The sequence below is a fragment of the Terriglobales bacterium genome, from assembly GCA_035454605.1.
GTDB lineage: Bacteria > Acidobacteriota > Terriglobia > Terriglobales > Acidobacteriaceae > DATMAB01.
This window is the reverse complement of record DATIGQ010000137.1, coordinates 1-15,900: the sequence shown is the minus strand read 5'-3', so window position 1 is coordinate 15,900 and position 15,900 is coordinate 1. Positions and strand designations below refer to the sequence as shown.

The following is a 15,900-nucleotide window of genomic DNA, read 5'->3' as shown; positions in this document are numbered from 1 at the left end:
CTTCTAGGTTCAGAATGCTCCTTACGCCGCACCCTTCTGCGTTGACCCATCGGCGAGCCCGGTGTTATAAAAACCCTTCGTCCAGTCTGTGCGGTCTGCCCAGGCGGGACGCGCGGCGCGGCCAAGCTAACCTCGGTTCCCTTCTAGTGGAAGCGCGTCACACCCCTACATTGAGGTTGGATCTCGGAGGTACTATGCGCATCGTTCCGGCGGCGCTCGACCGTCCCGCGAAGACCCTTATGACGGTGCTCGCCCTGCTGGCGGTCCTGGCGGCGCCCACCTTCGCCCAGGCGCAGGAGCACCAGCCCGGCGGCGAAGCTTCGCTGATTCTCCCCGACGTCTCCCAGGTCACCTTCCTGGGCGTTGACGGCCACCGCTTGCTGCTGGTGGGCATCCTCTTCTGCTTCTTTGGCCTGATGTTCGGACTGGCCATCTACATGCATCTCAAGAACCTGCCCGTGCACCGCTCCATGCGGGAGATTTCCGAGCTCATCTACGAAACTTGCAAGACCTATCTCATCACCCAAGGCAAATTCATCCTGGTTCTGGAGGCCTTCATCGCCTCCGTCATCGTGCTCTACTTCGGCGTGCTGCTGAAGTTCGAAGCCCTCCGCGTGGTGATCATTCTGCTGTTCAGCCTGGTGGGCATCGCCGGAAGCTACGGTGTGGCCTGGTTCGGCATTCGCGTGAACACGTTCGCCAACTCGCGCACTGCGTTCGCCAGCCTGGGCGGCAAGCCGTTCCCCATCTATGCCATCCCGCTGAAGGCGGGCATGAGCATCGGCATGCTCCTGATCAGTGTCGAGCTGCTCATCATGCTGTTCATCCTGCTGTTCGTCCCGGGGGATTACGCCGGCCCCTGTTTCATCGGCTTCGCCATCGGCGAATCGCTGGGCGCGGCGGCGCTGCGCATCGCCGGCGGCATTTTCACCAAGATCGCCGACATCGGCTCCGACCTGATGAAGATCGTCTTCAAGATCAAGGAAGACGACGCCCGCAACCCCGGCGTCATCGCCGATTGCACCGGCGACAATGCCGGCGACTCCGTCGGCCCCAGCGCCGATGGCTTCGAGACCTACGGCGTCACCGGGGTCGCGCTCATCACCTTCATCCTGCTGGCCATCAAGGATCCCGTCATCCAGGTGCAGTTGCTGGTGTGGATCTTCGCCATGCGCATCATGATGCTGGTAGCCAGCGCCGCCGCCTATTTCCTGAACGACGTCATGGCCCGTGCCCGCTACGGCCACGCCACGGAGATGAACTTCGAAGCGCCGCTTACCACCCTGGTCTGGCTGACTTCCTTCGTCTCCATCGCCCTCACCTATGTCGTCTCCTACTTCATGATTCCGGAGCTCGCGGGGGACAGCAGCCTGTGGTGGAAGCTCGCCAGCATCATCTCCTGCGGAACGCTGGCCGGGGCCCTCATTCCGGAGCTGGTCAAGGTATTCACCTCCACGAAGTCGCGGCACGTCCGGGAGATCGTGACCTCGGCGCGCGAAGGTGGCGCCTCGCTGAATATCCTGTCGGGTTTCGTGGCCGGCAACTTCTCCGCCTACTGGCTCGGCCTCTCCATGGTCACGCTCATGGCCATCTCCTACCTGATCGCCTCCCAGGGGCTGGAGAACGTGATGGTGGCCGCGTCCGTCTTCGCTTTCGGCTTGGTCGCCTTCGGCTTCCTGGGCATGGGACCGGTGACCATCGCCGTGGACTCCTACGGCCCCGTCACCGATAACGCGCAGTCTATCTACGAGCTGTCGCTGATCGAACTGATTCCCGGCGTGAAGGATGAGATTCGCAAGGAACACGGCTTCGAGGTCAACTTCGAGCGTGCCAAGCACATGCTGGAAGAGAATGACGGCGCCGGCAATACCTTCAAGGCGACCGCCAAACCGGTGCTGATCGGAACGGCCGTCGTCGGCGCCACCACCATGATCTTCTCCATCATCATGGCCCTGACTCAAGGCTTAACCGTGAACAAGGAACTGCTGTCGCTGCTGCATGCCCCCTTCCTGCTCGGCCTGATCACCGGCGGCGCCATGATTTACTGGTTCACCGGCGCCTCCACGCAGGCGGTCACCACCGGCGCCTACCGCGCCGTGGAGTTCATCAAGGCCAACATCAAGCTGGAGGGCGTGGAGAAAGCCTCGGTCGAGGACAGCAAGAAGGTGGTCCACATCTGCACGCAGTACGCCCAGCGAGGCATGTTCAACATCTTCCTGGCAGTATTTTTTGGCACTCTGGCGTTCGCCTTTGTGGAGCCCTTCTTCTTCATCGGCTATCTCATTTCCATCGCCATCTTCGGCCTCTACCAGGCCATCTTTATGGCCAACGCCGGCGGCGCCTGGGATAACGCCAAGAAGATCGTCGAGGTCGAACTGAAGCAGAAAGGCACTCCCCTGCATGACGCCACCGTGGTGGGCGATACCGTGGGCGATCCCTTCAAGGACACCTCGTCGGTAGCCATGAACCCGGTCATCAAGTTCACCACGCTCTTTGGATTGCTCGCGGTAGAGTTGGCCGTGAAGCTCACCTACGAGGCGGGAGCCACCGCCAGCCATCTGCTGGCCGCCGGCTTCTTTGCGGTTTCGGTCTTCTTTGTCTACCGGTCGTTCTACGGGATGCGCATCACCGCCGCCGGCGGCGCGGCGAAACCCGAGCTCATCGGGACCACCCCGGGCGTGCCCTAGGGCTATGCGCTTCCTGCCGGTTGCACCGTGATGCGGGCCATCACGTTCTCCACGACCCGGTCGCAGCGCGGGGCTTGGAACTGGAACGCATCCGCGCTCTTCGCTCCGGCCCGCGCGTAGAGTTCTCTCCGCAGCAGGGCATGTGCCCGGTGCAGCCGTATTTTGACGTTGGATTCGGTCAGGCCCAGCGCTTCCGCGGTCTCCGCCGTGCTCATCTCTTCCAGTTCGCGCAGCACCAGAACCGATCGATAGGCCGCAGGCAGCGCCTCGATGGACTGCTCCAGCATCCGTGCCGTCTCCTCTTGGGCGGCCGCTCGTTCCGGTGTCGGCTCGGGCTTGCTCAGGCTCGCCATGATGTCTCCTTCGAAATCCGCGACGGACTCCAGTGGGTCGAAGCGGCCGCGCTTTTGCGCCCGGGCCAGCGCCTCGTGCACGGCGATCTTGGTCAGCCAGGTGGAGAACTTGGCGCGGCCGGCGAATTGATCGAGGTGCTCATAGGCGCGGACGTACGCTTCCTGCATGACGTCCTCCGCCTCCGCGTCTTCGCGCAGGATGGCGCGTGCCACGCGATACAGGCGCTGGTTGTAACGCCGCATCAGGATCTCGAACAATGCCCGATCGCCCGCCAACACGCGCCTCACCACCTCTTCATCGCTCATCTGGGAGGCGGCCCCAACCTGCACCGTCGGATTCTCGATCATGCTTCTGCTCCTACCGAATAGAGCGGCCGGCACCTCCCGCGGTTACAGAATGTTTGCTGGCGAAAGGGCTGTAACCACTCCCTTGGCTCGCCACTCGGTGCGTACGGGAGGAGTTATGGCATTCGACAAGCGATTGAATCCCGCCTTCTGGGCGCTGCGCGTCGGACTCGGCCTCGGCCCGTTCCTGGCCGGCCTCGATAAGTTCTTTAACCTGCTGACTAACTGGACCATGTACCTCAACCCCTTGGTGCTGGAAGTGATTCCGGTAAGCGCCTCTACCTTCATGCGGACCGTCGGCGTGGTTGAGATGATGGTCGGGCTCGCCATCCTGACGCGTTGGACGCGCTTGGGCAGCTACATTGCCGCCGCGTGGCTGGCCGCGATCGCGGTCAACCTGGTCATGACCGGAGGCTTCTTCGACGTGGCCGTCCGCGACCTGGAAATCGCACTCGGCGCTTTCGCACTGGCGCGCCTGGCCGAGGTTAGAGAAGAGACGGTCGCCGTTCGGCAAACGGCCCACCTTCGCCTCACACCCGCTGCCTGAGCGACCGAGATATCGGATCCGGCATAGGGCCCAGAAGCCGCGAGGGCGCCTCCACGCGCCCTCGCATCGACTCTTCCACCACGCATAAGGGTCAGGGCTTGATGGGCGGCCCGTAGTAACCCTTCATCTTTTCTCTCACCCGCTTGGCCAGCTTCTCGATCTCCTCCGCTTTCTTGATGACGTCCAGCGAGAGCATGTTCTCGTCGGTCTTATCCACGTATTCCTTCAGTTGTTCGGACAGCTCCAGGAGCTTGTCTGTGCTTTGCTTCAGTTCTTCGTGCCGCTGCTTGTTCAACGCCTTGGCCTGCCGGCGCTCCATCTCGATCTCCTGGGGAGTCTTCTCCCGCCGTCGGCGCCCAAACTGGGGCTCAGGCTGCCCGGCCGCCACCGCCGCAGTTGCTGGATCGTCGGGCGGTTGGCTCACGGGTTCCTGGGCGGAAGCCGCTGACCAGATGAAAAGGAAGAGGATGGGGAGGATTACGGCACGTACTTCCGAACGCATGAGAACCTCACGAATGCTCATTCCGATTATACGGCGCGTGTGCCGCGGCGAAGCTGGGGTGTGCTGCCGGATTGACGGCCCAACTCTGTCATAATCTTCGTTCTTTATGGACACGGGTCTGAAGGACCGCGCCGTCATCGTTGCCGCCTCCAGCCAGGGTATGGGCCGCGCCGCCGCCGGAGCCTTTGCCGCCGAGGGTGCGTGCGTGGCCCTGTGCGCCCGCAATGAGAGCACGTTGGCCTCCGCCGCGGAGGAGATCCGCCGCCAACACGGCGTCCGCGTGTTGGCGCAGCCCCTCGACGTCACGCAGGGCGAAGCGGTAGCGGGCTTTGTCGAAACAGTCGTCCGCGAGTTCGGACGGCTCGACGTCTGCGTCACCAACGCCGGCGGCCCGCCCGCCAAGAACTTCCTCGCTACCACGCCCGACGACTGGCAGAAAGCCGTGGCGCAGAACTTCCTGAGCGTGGTCCATTTCGCGCGCGCCGTGCTTCCTCACATGCAACGTAATCGCTGGGGACGCCTCATCACGATTACCTCGGTCTCGGTCAAGCAGCCCATTCCCGACCTCGTGCTCTCCAACGCCGTTCGCGCCGCCGTAGTGGGACTGGTAAAGAGTCTGGCCAACGAGTTCGGCAAGGACGGCATTACCGTCAATAACGTCGCTCCTGGCTACACCGCCACCGACCGCCTGAAGGAACTCGCGGCTACCCGCGCGCTGGCCGCCGGCATCAGCGTGCAGGAGATGTACGACCGCTGGGCCGCGGATGTACCGTTGCGCCGCATCGGCCGGCCGGAAGAGGTCGCGGACGCTATCCTCTGGCTGGCCTCCGAGCGGGCTTCCTACATCACCGGCCAGACCCTGCTGGTCGACGGTGGAAGCTACAAAGGCCTCTGACCATGCGGTCCGATCGGATTGAATATCGCCGTCTGGGCATCGCGTGGGTTGCGTTATGTGCTGCTCTCGCGTTCCACGTAGCCGACGAGGCTCTGACTGGCTTCCTCTCTGTGTACAACCCTACGGTTCTGGCAATGCGCGAACGTTACGAGTGGTTCCCGATGCCCGTGTTCGAGTTCAACGAGTGGCTCACTGGGCTCGTGATCGGTGTGATGGTGTTGTTTGCCCTGTCGCCGTTCGCGTTCCGCGGGGCGCGCTGGTTGCGGCCGCTGGCCTATTTTTTTGCCATTCTCATGCTCGTGAATGGCACCGGCCACATCGTTGGGACCATACTCGGGCACACACTACCGGCCATTCGGTTTCCGCGCCCCATGCCCGGTTTCTACTCCTCGCCCCTGCTCCTGGTCGCTTCCGTCTATCTGCTGATTCAGCTTGGCAAGTCCGCAGACCGGCCAGTGCCTCGTGCAGAGTAGAATGTCTTGCCTATGACCGGTGCTCGCCGGGCAGCGCTCTCTCTCCTGCTTTTCGGATTGCCCCATCTTGCCCTGGCCACACCGCAAAACAATGCTGCGGATGAGGTTCCGCTCGAGCGCTGCGACCGGTTGCCGGTAGTCGCTGTCCAGGTGGAGCGCGCCAAGATGCGCTTCCTGGTGGATACAGGCGCCACCTCGGTGCTGAATCTGAAGTCGTTTCCAGAAGGCGCCTCCCGCGAGATCAGCGTCACCTCTTACAGCGGAACCGCCTCCGCCCGCGCGCGCGAAGTTCATGTGCCGCAACTGCAACTAGGCAGCCGCGTGCTGCGCAACCTGCGTCTGCCCGCCATCGACCTCAGTTCCATTGGCGAGGCCTGCGGCCGGCGCATCGACGGCATTTTCGGCGTGGACCTGCTGGAACAGCTCGGCACCACGCTCGACTTGCAGCGCCGCGTCCTGCAATTCCGCCAGCAGAGCGGTCCCGACCCGGAACTGGCAGAACTGGACTCCGCCATGAAAGCTTGTCGTGAAGCCTTCAACCGCCAGGACACTGCTGCACTGGCGCAGTGTTTCGATCCGCACATCAGCCTGTTCCTGGGTTCCGGCGAGTTCCACGGACGCGAGGAATGCCTGGCTCATGTCCGCCAACGTTACTTTGGCGAGCGCGGACTGTATCTGGACATCCATCACACCGAAATCCGCATTGTCGGAGATACCGCCTGGTCGGCCTACGAGTACCGGCACACCAGCGCGTCTGTGGACCACCCCGGGCGCGGCATGATGGTAATGCGGCGCACCGCGGGAACCTGGCGCATTCTCAGCATGCACGACTATCCGCAGGGCATGACCACGGCCGCGGCTCAACCCTGATGTCGCATTGAAATTAGTTTCAGTCTCGAGGAGAGAGGAGAATCGCTGATGCAACGTCGCAAGTTCCTGAAGTCATCGTCGGTTGCCCTGGCTGGCGCTGCGCTGGCCGCGCCCCAAGCCGCTCGTGCCATGATGCGCGCCGAAGACCAGGCTGCCAAGCTGCCCGCCAAGGAGTATCCGCCGCTGACCGGTCCCTTCCGCCTGCCGGCCGAGTGGCACCAGGCGACCATGAGGCGCTTCCAGCAGAAGCTGGCGGAAAAGAAGCTCGATGGCGCTGTCGTCACCGGTTCCGACAATATTCAGTACCTCACCGGCGCCTTCGCCACCACCACCGAGCGCGCCATCTGGCTGTTCGTGCCCGCCCAGGGCGACCCGGCCATCTTCTATCCCGGCCTCGATCGCGACCTGTGGGAAACCTGGTGGATCAAGGACGGCGAATGGTATTTCGACTACCACCACCACGGTGCTTACAACCAGGTGGTGTGGACAGCCGGCCCCACCGCCGACCTGTTCGCCTGGATGCTGGAAGGCCTGAAGAAGCGCGGCCACGCTTCCGGCCGCATCGGCTTCGAGCAACCTCTGTCGGACGACGAGGCGGCCTCGCTGCGCAAGACTACGCCGCAGATGAAGCCGGAATGGAAGACCGTAGGTGAGACGTTGCTGCGCATGCGCCAGGTCAAGACCGAAGAGGAGCTGGCGCTCTGCCGCGTGGGCATCGCCCTCCATGACCGCATGATGGACTTCGCCCGTAGCTACATCCTGGGCTACGGCACCGACGCCACCGACTTCGAAGTCGGCCACGCCACCAGCGCTTTCGGTGCCGCCGAACTCGTGAAATATCTCAAGCTCGATGGCCGCCCGCACACCGGGGTCGGAGTCGGTGTCGGGTTCGAGTGCCGCACTGGCGTGGCCACCGCCTATCCCCATCCCAACCAGTTTTTCTACAAGAAGATCGAGCGCGGCGACGCCATCCAGATCGCCGCCGGCGTGCGCATCGGCGGCTATGGGGGCGAAGGCTATCGCGCCATGCAGATCGCCGGCCCCGCCGTCACCGACCTCCATCGCAAGATGTGGGAAGTGCACACCGCCATGACGCTCGAGCAGCAGAAGCTCATGCAGGCCGGCACACCCTGCAATGCCGTGGCGGAAGGCGTGCTCAAAGTGGCAAAGGACGGCGGCATGGAAAAGTACGTCTATCACCGCCCCGCCCACGGCGAAGGCAGCGAGGGCCACCAGGCGCCTTATCTTGCCCTCGGCGACACCATGCTGCTCGAAGAGAACATGACCTTCTCCAACGAACCCGGCCTCTACAATCCGGCGGGCGGCTTTGGCTACAACCACTCGAACCTTGTGAGAGTAACCAAGACCGGCGGCGAACAGTTCAACCAGACGCCGCTTACCAAGGAGTGGTGCTGGATTCAGATCTAGCCGTGCCGGCTGGGCCCCATGTCTGCGCACGCCTTTCCGCGCAGACATGGGAAATTCGTCCTAGAAGATCGTCTTCACATCCCCGGCGTACGCTGCTGCCGCCGGTAGGCGATGGACTCCAGAACCTGTTTGAACCGTGCTTCGTCGCGAATGCTGCGCAACAACGGGTCGCTCTGGAAATACTCCGCGCGTTCATCTCCATTGCGCACAGCACGGTCAAGCCATTCCAGCGCCTTTTCTTTCTCGCCCAGCGTCGCGTAAAAAGCCGCCGCTTGGACATTTAAAGGCGCACTCGATCCGGCATACTTCTGCACTTCGGAGTCCATTTCCTTGAGCGCTTCCACCCGCTTCCCTTCCCGCGCCAGGACCAAGGCGCGCGCCAGGCGAATGCGGTAGTTCCGGCGGTCTTCCGGCTTTACACGTTCCAGCGTGGCCCGCGCCTTGGCTACATCTCCCAAGTCGAGGTAAGCGCGGCTCAGGTGGCCGAGCGCAAGAATATTTGTCGCATCCTGCTCTAATACCTTCTCCTGTTCCCGAATGTCGTCGGCCGGCTTGCCTTGCTCGCGCCACATCTCTCCCCGGTAGGTGCGCGCCGGGAAAAACGTGGGCGTGGCGGCTAACATTTCGTTGGCCAGTTGCTCCGCTCGCCCGTAGTTCCCGTTGAACCTGTGATAGAGCAGCTCCCACATTGTGGCCGGCAGCCCGCTGTTCGGATCCCCTTTCGACACTTGCTCCAGCTCTCCGGAAACCAGCTCTTTGCGCCCTTGCAGCAGATAGACCCCGGCCAGGGCGATCCGGCTTTGGCGTGAGCTGGGGTCGTCCTGCAGCGCGCGCCGCGCTTCTGCTTCTGCCTTGTAAAGCAGAGCGGAGTCATTGGAGTACCCGCCCTCGATCATCAGCACGTAGGTAAACGCATAAACGCCTCGGGCTTTGCCGAACCGGGGATCGATCTCAAGCGCCCGCTCGAACATTTCGCGCGCCCGCGGCACGTTGAACTGCGTGTTCAGGAACAGTACGCCTTTCTGGAAGTATTCATTGGCTTCCGCATTCGCGGAGGGCTTGCCCTCAAACTCCAACTGCATGACGGGCTGGCGTGCGGGTGATTCACGACCTTCGCTGGAGGTGATACCGATGCCGAACGGCGTCCCGCGAATCCCTATCGCGATAATCACCGCAGCAATGAGTACGGCCCCGCCAACTATCACCCACCGTGATACGCGTTGCGTCTCTCCCGCCGCCGGCACCGGGACGGTCACCTCCGTGCTCGACTCCAGCGTCTCCAGCGCCGCCCGCACCTCGCTGGCCTTCTGGTAACGCTCGCCGGGTTCGCGCTTCAAACAGCGCCCTACCACGGCTCGCAAGCCGCTTCCCGCGTTCGCCGGAAGTGCCGGTATCGGTTCGCGCAGAATGGCCGAACTCAGCTCGTAAGTCGTGGCTCCAGAGAACGGCAAGCGGCCCGCGGCCATCTCATAGAGCATCACGCCCAGCGACCAGATGTCCGAGCGTTCATCCGCCGGCTGCCCGCGCAGCACCTCCGGCGGCATGTAGTGCAACGTGCCCGCCACTGTCTTTGCTTCCGTCAGCGACATGCGCGAGCGCGTCGCATCCTCGATCTCCTGCTCCCGCTCCCGGGTGGCCAGCCCGAAGTCCAGCACCTTGGCCCGCCCTTCGGTCGTGATCATCACGTTCGCGCTCTTCAGGTCGCGATGAATGACTCCACGCTGATGCGCATGCGCCAGTGCGTCCGCGATCTGCACCGCGTAGCGCAGCAGCGTTTCCGGCGGCAGCCCCTGGCCCAGCACTATGCCGTTGAGCGTGCGCCCTTCCACATGCTCCATGGCGATGTAGGTGTGTCCGTCGGCTTCCCCAACCTCGAAGATGGTGCAGATGTTGGGATGGTTCAGGGCGGAAGCATTCCGCGCCTCGTCAATCAACCGTTTACGAGCCTTGCGATCCGCCATGAAGCGCTCGCTCACCAGCTTGAGCGCTACCGCGCGGCCCAGGCTCTCATCCTGCGCGCGATACACCACACCCATGCCGCCGGCGCCGATCTGCGCTTCAATGCGGTAGTGGCCGAGCTGTTGGCCGATCATGAGCGACGATTATCCTTCACCACGACGGAAAGGTCGAAGTCAGAGGGCAGCTTCAGTGAGGAATCCTAGTCGTCCGCGCTCGCTCGCGCCCCCAGCGTTCCTCCGAGCTGCACCAGGTCCGGCAGGGCCGGCCGCGAATGGTGCTCCGGCACGGGCACGAACTCGGGAACGCGATAGCGTGGCTTTGTTCCTCCGCTGAAGTCCAGGTAGAGCCTGCGCCGTAGGAAGCGCTCCGGAAAGTGTCCCAGGCGGAACAACGGATACTTCATCTCCGGACCGAACAGCCGCCGCCCCATCAGGTAGTAGTAGATCGGCACGCCCAGGTTGAACTTCCATTGCACCGAGGGCGTGTTGCGGTAAAAATCCAGGTTGTAGCGCCAGCAGGTGAAGAACACCTCCCACTGCAGGTCGGTCATCTTCACCAGCTTGGCGCTTTCCTTGTTCTCGAGCCGCGTGTCTTCCAGGGGCACGAATAGCGTAGGGATGGCGCACCACTTGGCATCCTTCAGGCAATAGAGCAGGTCGAGGGTCTGCTTGGTGTCCTCGCGCGTCTCGCCTGGCAGCCCGATGATCCAGGTGCAGAACGGGAACCAGTTGTGCCGGTTGAGGATTTCCATCCCCTTCAGCACCACGTCCGGCCACTGCTCCGGACGGAACGGGTATCCCTTGCCCTTCATGTACTCGGTGAACAGTCGGGGCGATCCGGTCTCGAGGCCGACGAACAGGTTGGCATAGCGGTGATCGGAATGCGTGGAAGCCTTGTGCTGCCCCACCGCCTTGCTCACGGCGATGGGCGAAAGTTCTTCGATCACCTCCGGCTCCAGCACCACCGGCGCGATGGTGCCGTGCGTCAGCATGAGGTGCTTCACGCCCGGCACCGCGGCCACCGACTCGAACAACTTCTTCAGCGCCGTGCGATTAGTCTGGAACTTCGGCCCCTGCTCGTACAGGAACAGGTCTTCGGTCGTGAAAAGGATGGTGTCGGCGCCCTCGGCCACTTGCACCCGCACGTTGTGCAGGATCTGTTCCAGCGGAATGCTTTTGCCGCCACGCAGTGCCACCGAGCAGAATTGGCAGCCACGCCCACAGCCTCGTGTGATCTCCACCACTCCGAAGGTCGACCGGTGGTGAATGGGCGGAATTCGCTCCAGCCGCGGGCTGTGGCACTCCACCTTGCGCGGCAGCGGCTCGCCCCGCACTGCCGCCTCGAACAACGGCAGAACGGCGTCTTCCGCTTCGCCGTCCACCAGGCAATCCACGCCCCACTCGTCCAGCAGGTTCTTCTTCTCGATCTGCCACGAGCCCGGTCCGCCCACGATGACCTTCAGGTGCTCTTTGTGCCGCCAGATCGCCGGGTGCAGGATCATCCGCCGGAACTCGTAGGCGTTGATGGGTTCGGCGGTTGCGCCGTACAGCATGGGGTAGATGTCGGTGGCGAACGTGATGCCCAGCGGGTTATGGGCATGGATGCCGATCACCCGCGTCTCCGGGCCCACGAACCGCTCCAGTTGGTCCGGATAGCAGACCGCGATCTGCTCCGGCGAGAACTTCTTCAGCAGCAGCGCTTCCACTACGCGCAACCCGTGCGGGACGTACCGGGCCTGGCCGTCGGCCGCAATCTCGTTTGCCAGCGACCAGTCTGTCCCCATCCACTTGGCGTAACGGTACGGAAGCGTGGCCAGCAGCATCTGCCGCCACGTGCTGCGCAGGTATTCGGAGGATTCGGAATCGCTGGCGGCCAGCACGATTAGCTTGCCGCGTGGCGAGCTCAGCTTAACGGCGTCTCCGTTGCGCGGACTACCGTTTCGCGGTGCGTTCATGGGACGCTCTCCGTTCCACCGGTACGCGACCGGTCCCAGAACCTGATGGCAACGGCGTGCACCGAATTCTACCCGAAAAAGTGAGCCCCGGTCGCAGCGCCTCGGGTTGAGATGCGGTGACTCACCGGCGCGTTATCTCGGCTATTTCTCCGGCGCGGCTACAAACCGGTATCCCACGCCGCGCACCGTCAGCAGGTGCTGCGGACGGGAGGGCTCCTTCTCGATATACCGCCGCAGCCGCACGATGAAGTTGTCGATGGCGCGCGTGTCGGTCTCCTCGCTCAGGCCCCATACGTCGCGCAACATCGCCTTGCGCGACACCGCCTTGCCGGCGTGCTGCACCAGGTAGCGCAGCAGCTCGGCTTCCATCGCCGTGAGCCGCACGGCTTGCTTTCCTGCGTGCAGTTCCAGGGCTCCGAAGTCGATCCGCTTGCCGTCGAAGACAAACTCATCGGCCTCCGGCCCATTGCCCGGACGGGCTTGCACGGTGGCATTCGCGGATACCCCTTCCCCGCTCTTCCGCGACCAGCGATGCCGCCGCAGCAGGCCGCGCAACCGGGCCAGCAAAATCGTCAGGTCGAACGGCTTGGGCAGATAGTCGTCGGCGCCCGCCTCGAATCCGCGCAGCACGTCTTCCGGCCGCCCACGAGCCGTCAGCATGAGGATGGGCGTAAAGACGCCCGCTTGCCGCAGCTCCGACGCCACCTGGAAACCGTCGACGCCCGGCAGCATCACGTCCAGGATCACCGCGTCGTAGTTCGCTTCCGGCCGCTTCAGCCGCTCGAGCGCGCGCTCCCCATCCCCCGCCAGCTCCACGCGATAGCCTTCCGCTTCCAGGTTGAAGCGCAATCCGTTCGCCAGGTGCTTCTCATCCTCCACCACCAGCACGGCGCTCATGGCTGCACCCTCGGCAACTGCACGGTGAAGGTGCTGCCGTGCTGTTCGCCGGCGCTCTCCGCGCGCACCCGCCCGCCGTGTTTCTCGATCACCGACCGCACAATGAACAGCCCCAGCCCGGTGCCTTTCACCCGCGTCATCTGCCGCCCGGGAGCGCGGTGGAAGCGTTTGAAAATGCGCTTCAGCTCGTCCTGCGGAATGCCGACGCCTCGGTCCCGCACCTGTACGGTCACGCTCTCGGCGTTCGGCGTGGCCACTTCCACCTCCACCTGCACGCCGTCATGCGAGTACTTGATGGCGTTCTCGATCAGGTTGGCAAACGCCGCGTAGAGCTCATTGCGGTCCCCGAGGACTTCCGGAGCGCCATGCCCATCAGCCGCGTGGAACCGCAGCGCCTCCGGGCTGAGGTGGTGCGCCGTCCGCGCCAGCGCCACCGATTCCTGTACCACTTCGGCCACATCCACCACGGTGCGGGCCAGGCTGCGACCCGTCTGCCCGGTGCGCGCCGCCAGCAGAACCTGCTCCACGGTGCTCAGCAGGCGGTCGCTATCCGCCAGCATCACGTCGTAGAACTCGCGCCGCTGCACTTCGTCCAGGTCGCGCGATTTCAGCGTCTCCAGGTACAACCGCAGTGAGGCGATGGGCGTCTTCAGTTCGTGCGTCACCGCGTTGAGGAAGCTGTCGTGCTGCTCGTTCCGTCGTATCTCCCGCACCAGGAAGATGGTGTTCAGCGCCAGCCCCGCGATGATGGCCAGCGACAGGATCGAGCCCAGCAGCAGCCAGCCCAGCGTGCGCCAGTGCAGCAGGATCCAGCTCACGTTTAGGGCCACGGCCGCCGCGATCAGGCAGACCCCGAAGGTGACGAAGAACACCACCGACTTGCGGCGCGTGCGCAGGTTCATTGCCAGGACCGCAGAAGAGAAAGAACCTGCAAGGATTGTACCCTGCAGGCTCGGGAAGGGTGATAGCGGGACTAGTCGCCCGCGGCTTCGGCCATCGCGGGAACGGTTGCGCTCTCTTCGCTCGCCGGATCTTTCAGCTTCACCAGCTTGATGTCGCGCGCCAAGCCGAGCGCTTGCAGTGTCCGGATGCCGATCCAGTTCGTATCCAGCTCGTACCAGGCCAAACCGTGTCGTGCCGCGGTGGGATGCGCGTGGTGGTTGTTATGCCATCCTTCGCCGAAGCTGAGCAGCGCTACCCACCAGTTGTTGGTCGAGTCGTCGCGCGTCTCAAAGCGGCGGCTGCCCCACATGTGCGTCGCCGAATTCACCAGCCAGGTGCTGTGCAGGATGAACACCGTGCGCAGGAACGTGCCCCAAAGCAGCCACGGCCATCCTCCCGCCGCCAGCAATCCGATCCCCAGAACGATCTGTGGCACGTAGTGGTACTTGCTGATCCACACCTGGAAGCGGTCTCTCGCCAGGTCGGGCGCGTACTTGGCCAGGACGTCAGCATCATGATGGAGCGCGCGCCCGGTGAGGATCCAGCCCATGTGCGCCCACCACCCGCCGTCGCGCGGCGAGTGCGGGTCGCCCTCGATGTCACTGAAGCGGTGATGGATGCGGTGCGTCGCCACCCAGAAGATGGGGCCCCCCTGCATGGCCAGCACCCCGCACGTGGTTAGGAAGTACTCCACCCACCTGGGCGTCTTGTAGCCCCGGTGGGTCAGCAGCCGGTGATATCCCATCCCGATGCCCAGGCTGCCCGACACCCAGTAAAGGAAGACGGCCACCGCCAGCGCCGACCAACTGAAGTAAAACAGCGCCGCCACCGCCCCCACGTGGAACAGCATCATGAAGACGGCGGTCACCCAGTTGATCCGGTTCACTCTCTCTGGCGCTACGGTTTCCTGTTCCATTTTTCGCGTGTTACTCCTCGTGTAACAGTGCTTCCAGCCTACCAATTCGCACCCGCCGCTACTGTAATACTTCTGTAATTGCTTGGTGGAGTGCGGGATAACCCGCTTGTCGGGTTTCGGTTGGGAGAGCGGGACAAATCCTGTTCCGGGTGGAGCCGGGGAAATCCCGTGTCGGCGACAACTCACCCGACACGGGCTCTAGCCCTGATCCTACGCCGCCTTCTCCATACCCGCCCACTTCTCGATCAGCAGCAGCGTAGCCGCGTAGTCCAGATCGTCGTGCCCTTCCTGGCTGGCCGCCTCGTACACCGTGTCCACGCCCTCCACGCCCGGCAGCCGTACGCCATGCTGCTTGGCCGCGTCCAGGATCAGGTGCAGGTCTTTGTGCATCAGCCGCAATGGGAAGTTGGCGGAAAAATCGCGCCGCTCCACGAACGGCGCCTTGTAGTCCAGCACCCCGGAGCGCGCCATCGACGACCGCAGCAGGTCCAGGAACGAATCCGGAGCCACACCCAGCCGCCGCGTCAGCGTCAGCGCCTCGGCAAAGCTTTCGTACATGAGCGCGATCATCAGGTTCAGGCCCAGCTTGGCCCCCTGACCCATGCCGGTACCGCCCATGCGGATCACCTGTTTGCCCATGGCGCCCCAAAGCGGATGCAGCTTCTCGATCGCCGCCTCGCTCCCTCCCACGATGAAGATCAGCGTGCCGCCTTCGGCGGCCGCCTTGGAGCCGGTAAGCGGAGCGTCCAGATAATCCGCGCCCCGCGCCCGCACGCGCTCCGCGAAGCGCTGCGTGGCTTCCGGTGAGATGGTGCTCGAGTCCACCACCACCATGCCCGGTTTCAGGGAGGCCTCCACGCCTTGCGGCCCCAACAGCGCCTGCTCCACTGCGGCGGTGTCCGGCACGCACATCCACACCACTTCCGCCTCCCGGGCCGCTTCCCGCGCTGACGCTGCCTCGCGCGCCCCGGCAGGAGCTTTGCCCGGCGTCCGGTTCCAAACCGTCACCTCGTGCCCGGCCTTCACCAGGTTGGCGGCCATGGGTCGCCCCATGATGCCCATTCCAATGAATGCAATGCGCATGATTCCTCCTCCGGAAATCGAACGCACGATTACAAAGGAGCGCGGCCCC

General features: G+C 63.7%; 14 protein-coding genes. 6 read left to right on the top strand and 8 right to left on the bottom strand.

What is annotated here, in order from left to right; genetic code table 11:
• The first annotated feature begins 194 nt into the window (after positions 1–194).
• Positions 195–2,687 (top strand): sodium-translocating pyrophosphatase, encoded by a 2,493-nt coding sequence (locus VLE48_10090; protein HSA93349.1) that lies wholly within the window; start codon positions 195–197, stop codon positions 2,685–2,687.
• Positions 2,688–2,689: 2 nt separating this feature from the next.
• Here VLE48_10090 and VLE48_10085 read toward each other — a convergent pair whose 3' ends face one another.
• Positions 2,690–3,388 carry an RNA polymerase sigma factor gene (locus VLE48_10085; GenBank protein ID HSA93348.1) on the bottom strand — a complete coding sequence of 233 codons (699 nt, stop codon included), beginning with the start codon at positions 3,386–3,388 and terminating at the stop codon, positions 2,690–2,692.
• Between the two features lie 115 nt (positions 3,389–3,503).
• Here VLE48_10085 and VLE48_10080 point away from each other — a divergent pair, with 115 nt between their 5' ends.
• Complete coding sequence (locus tag VLE48_10080; GenBank protein ID HSA93347.1) at positions 3,504–3,932, top strand: hypothetical protein; 429 nt, start codon at positions 3,504–3,506, stop codon at positions 3,930–3,932.
• Positions 3,933–4,023: 91 nt separating this feature from the next.
• On the opposite strand, the gene VLE48_10075 is transcribed toward VLE48_10080, so the two are convergent.
• Positions 4,024–4,434: a hypothetical protein gene (locus VLE48_10075; protein ID HSA93346.1), complete on the bottom strand. Its 411-nt coding sequence runs from the start codon at positions 4,432–4,434 to the stop codon at positions 4,024–4,026.
• Positions 4,435–4,540: 106 nt separating this feature from the next.
• On the opposite strand from VLE48_10075, the gene VLE48_10070 reads away from it, so the two are divergent.
• The 4 genes from VLE48_10070 to VLE48_10055 all read left to right on the top strand — a co-directional run bounded on the left by VLE48_10070 (position 4,541) and on the right by VLE48_10055 (position 8,100).
• Entirely contained in the window at positions 4,541–5,329 is a 789-nt protein-coding gene (locus VLE48_10070; GenBank protein HSA93345.1) for an SDR family oxidoreductase, read from the top strand.
• A gap of 134 nt (positions 5,330–5,463) precedes the next feature.
• Positions 5,464–5,802: a hypothetical protein gene (locus VLE48_10065; protein HSA93344.1), complete on the top strand. Its 339-nt coding sequence runs from the start codon at positions 5,464–5,466 to the stop codon at positions 5,800–5,802.
• 12 nt (positions 5,803–5,814) lie between these two features.
• On the top strand, positions 5,815–6,672 hold the full coding sequence (locus VLE48_10060) for a DUF4440 domain-containing protein (GenBank protein ID HSA93343.1): 858 nt from the start codon (positions 5,815–5,817) through the stop codon (positions 6,670–6,672).
• A 48-nt stretch (positions 6,673–6,720) separates the two neighbouring features.
• Positions 6,721–8,100 (top strand): Xaa-Pro peptidase family protein, encoded by a 1,380-nt coding sequence (locus VLE48_10055; protein ID HSA93342.1) that lies wholly within the window; start codon positions 6,721–6,723, stop codon positions 8,098–8,100.
• Positions 8,101–8,174: 74 nt separating this feature from the next.
• On the opposite strand, the gene VLE48_10050 is transcribed toward VLE48_10055, so the two are convergent.
• The 6 genes from VLE48_10050 to VLE48_10025 form a co-directional block, all read right to left on the bottom strand.
• Positions 8,175–10,193, bottom strand: a complete 2,019-nt coding sequence (locus tag VLE48_10050; protein HSA93341.1) for a protein kinase — start codon at positions 10,191–10,193, stop codon at positions 8,175–8,177.
• A 65-nt stretch (positions 10,194–10,258) separates the two neighbouring features.
• On the bottom strand, positions 10,259–12,013 hold the full coding sequence (locus tag VLE48_10045) for a radical SAM protein (protein ID HSA93340.1): 1,755 nt from the start codon (positions 12,011–12,013) through the stop codon (positions 10,259–10,261).
• Positions 12,014–12,154: 141 nt separating this feature from the next.
• On the bottom strand, positions 12,155–12,910 hold the full coding sequence (locus VLE48_10040; GenBank protein ID HSA93339.1) for a response regulator transcription factor: 756 nt from the start codon (positions 12,908–12,910) through the stop codon (positions 12,155–12,157).
• Entirely contained in the window at positions 12,907–13,812 is a 906-nt protein-coding gene (locus tag VLE48_10035) for a HAMP domain-containing sensor histidine kinase (GenBank protein ID HSA93338.1), read from the bottom strand. Before VLE48_10035 ends, VLE48_10040 begins: the two co-directional genes overlap by 4 nt.
• 71 nt (positions 13,813–13,883) lie before the next feature.
• Positions 13,884–14,768, bottom strand: coding sequence for a fatty acid desaturase (locus VLE48_10030; protein HSA93337.1), 885 nt, complete (start codon positions 14,766–14,768; stop codon positions 13,884–13,886).
• Between the two features lie 210 nt (positions 14,769–14,978).
• Positions 14,979–15,851 (bottom strand): NAD(P)-dependent oxidoreductase, encoded by an 873-nt coding sequence (locus VLE48_10025; GenBank protein HSA93336.1) that lies wholly within the window; start codon positions 15,849–15,851, stop codon positions 14,979–14,981.
• Between the last annotated feature and the right edge of the window lie 49 nt (positions 15,852–15,900).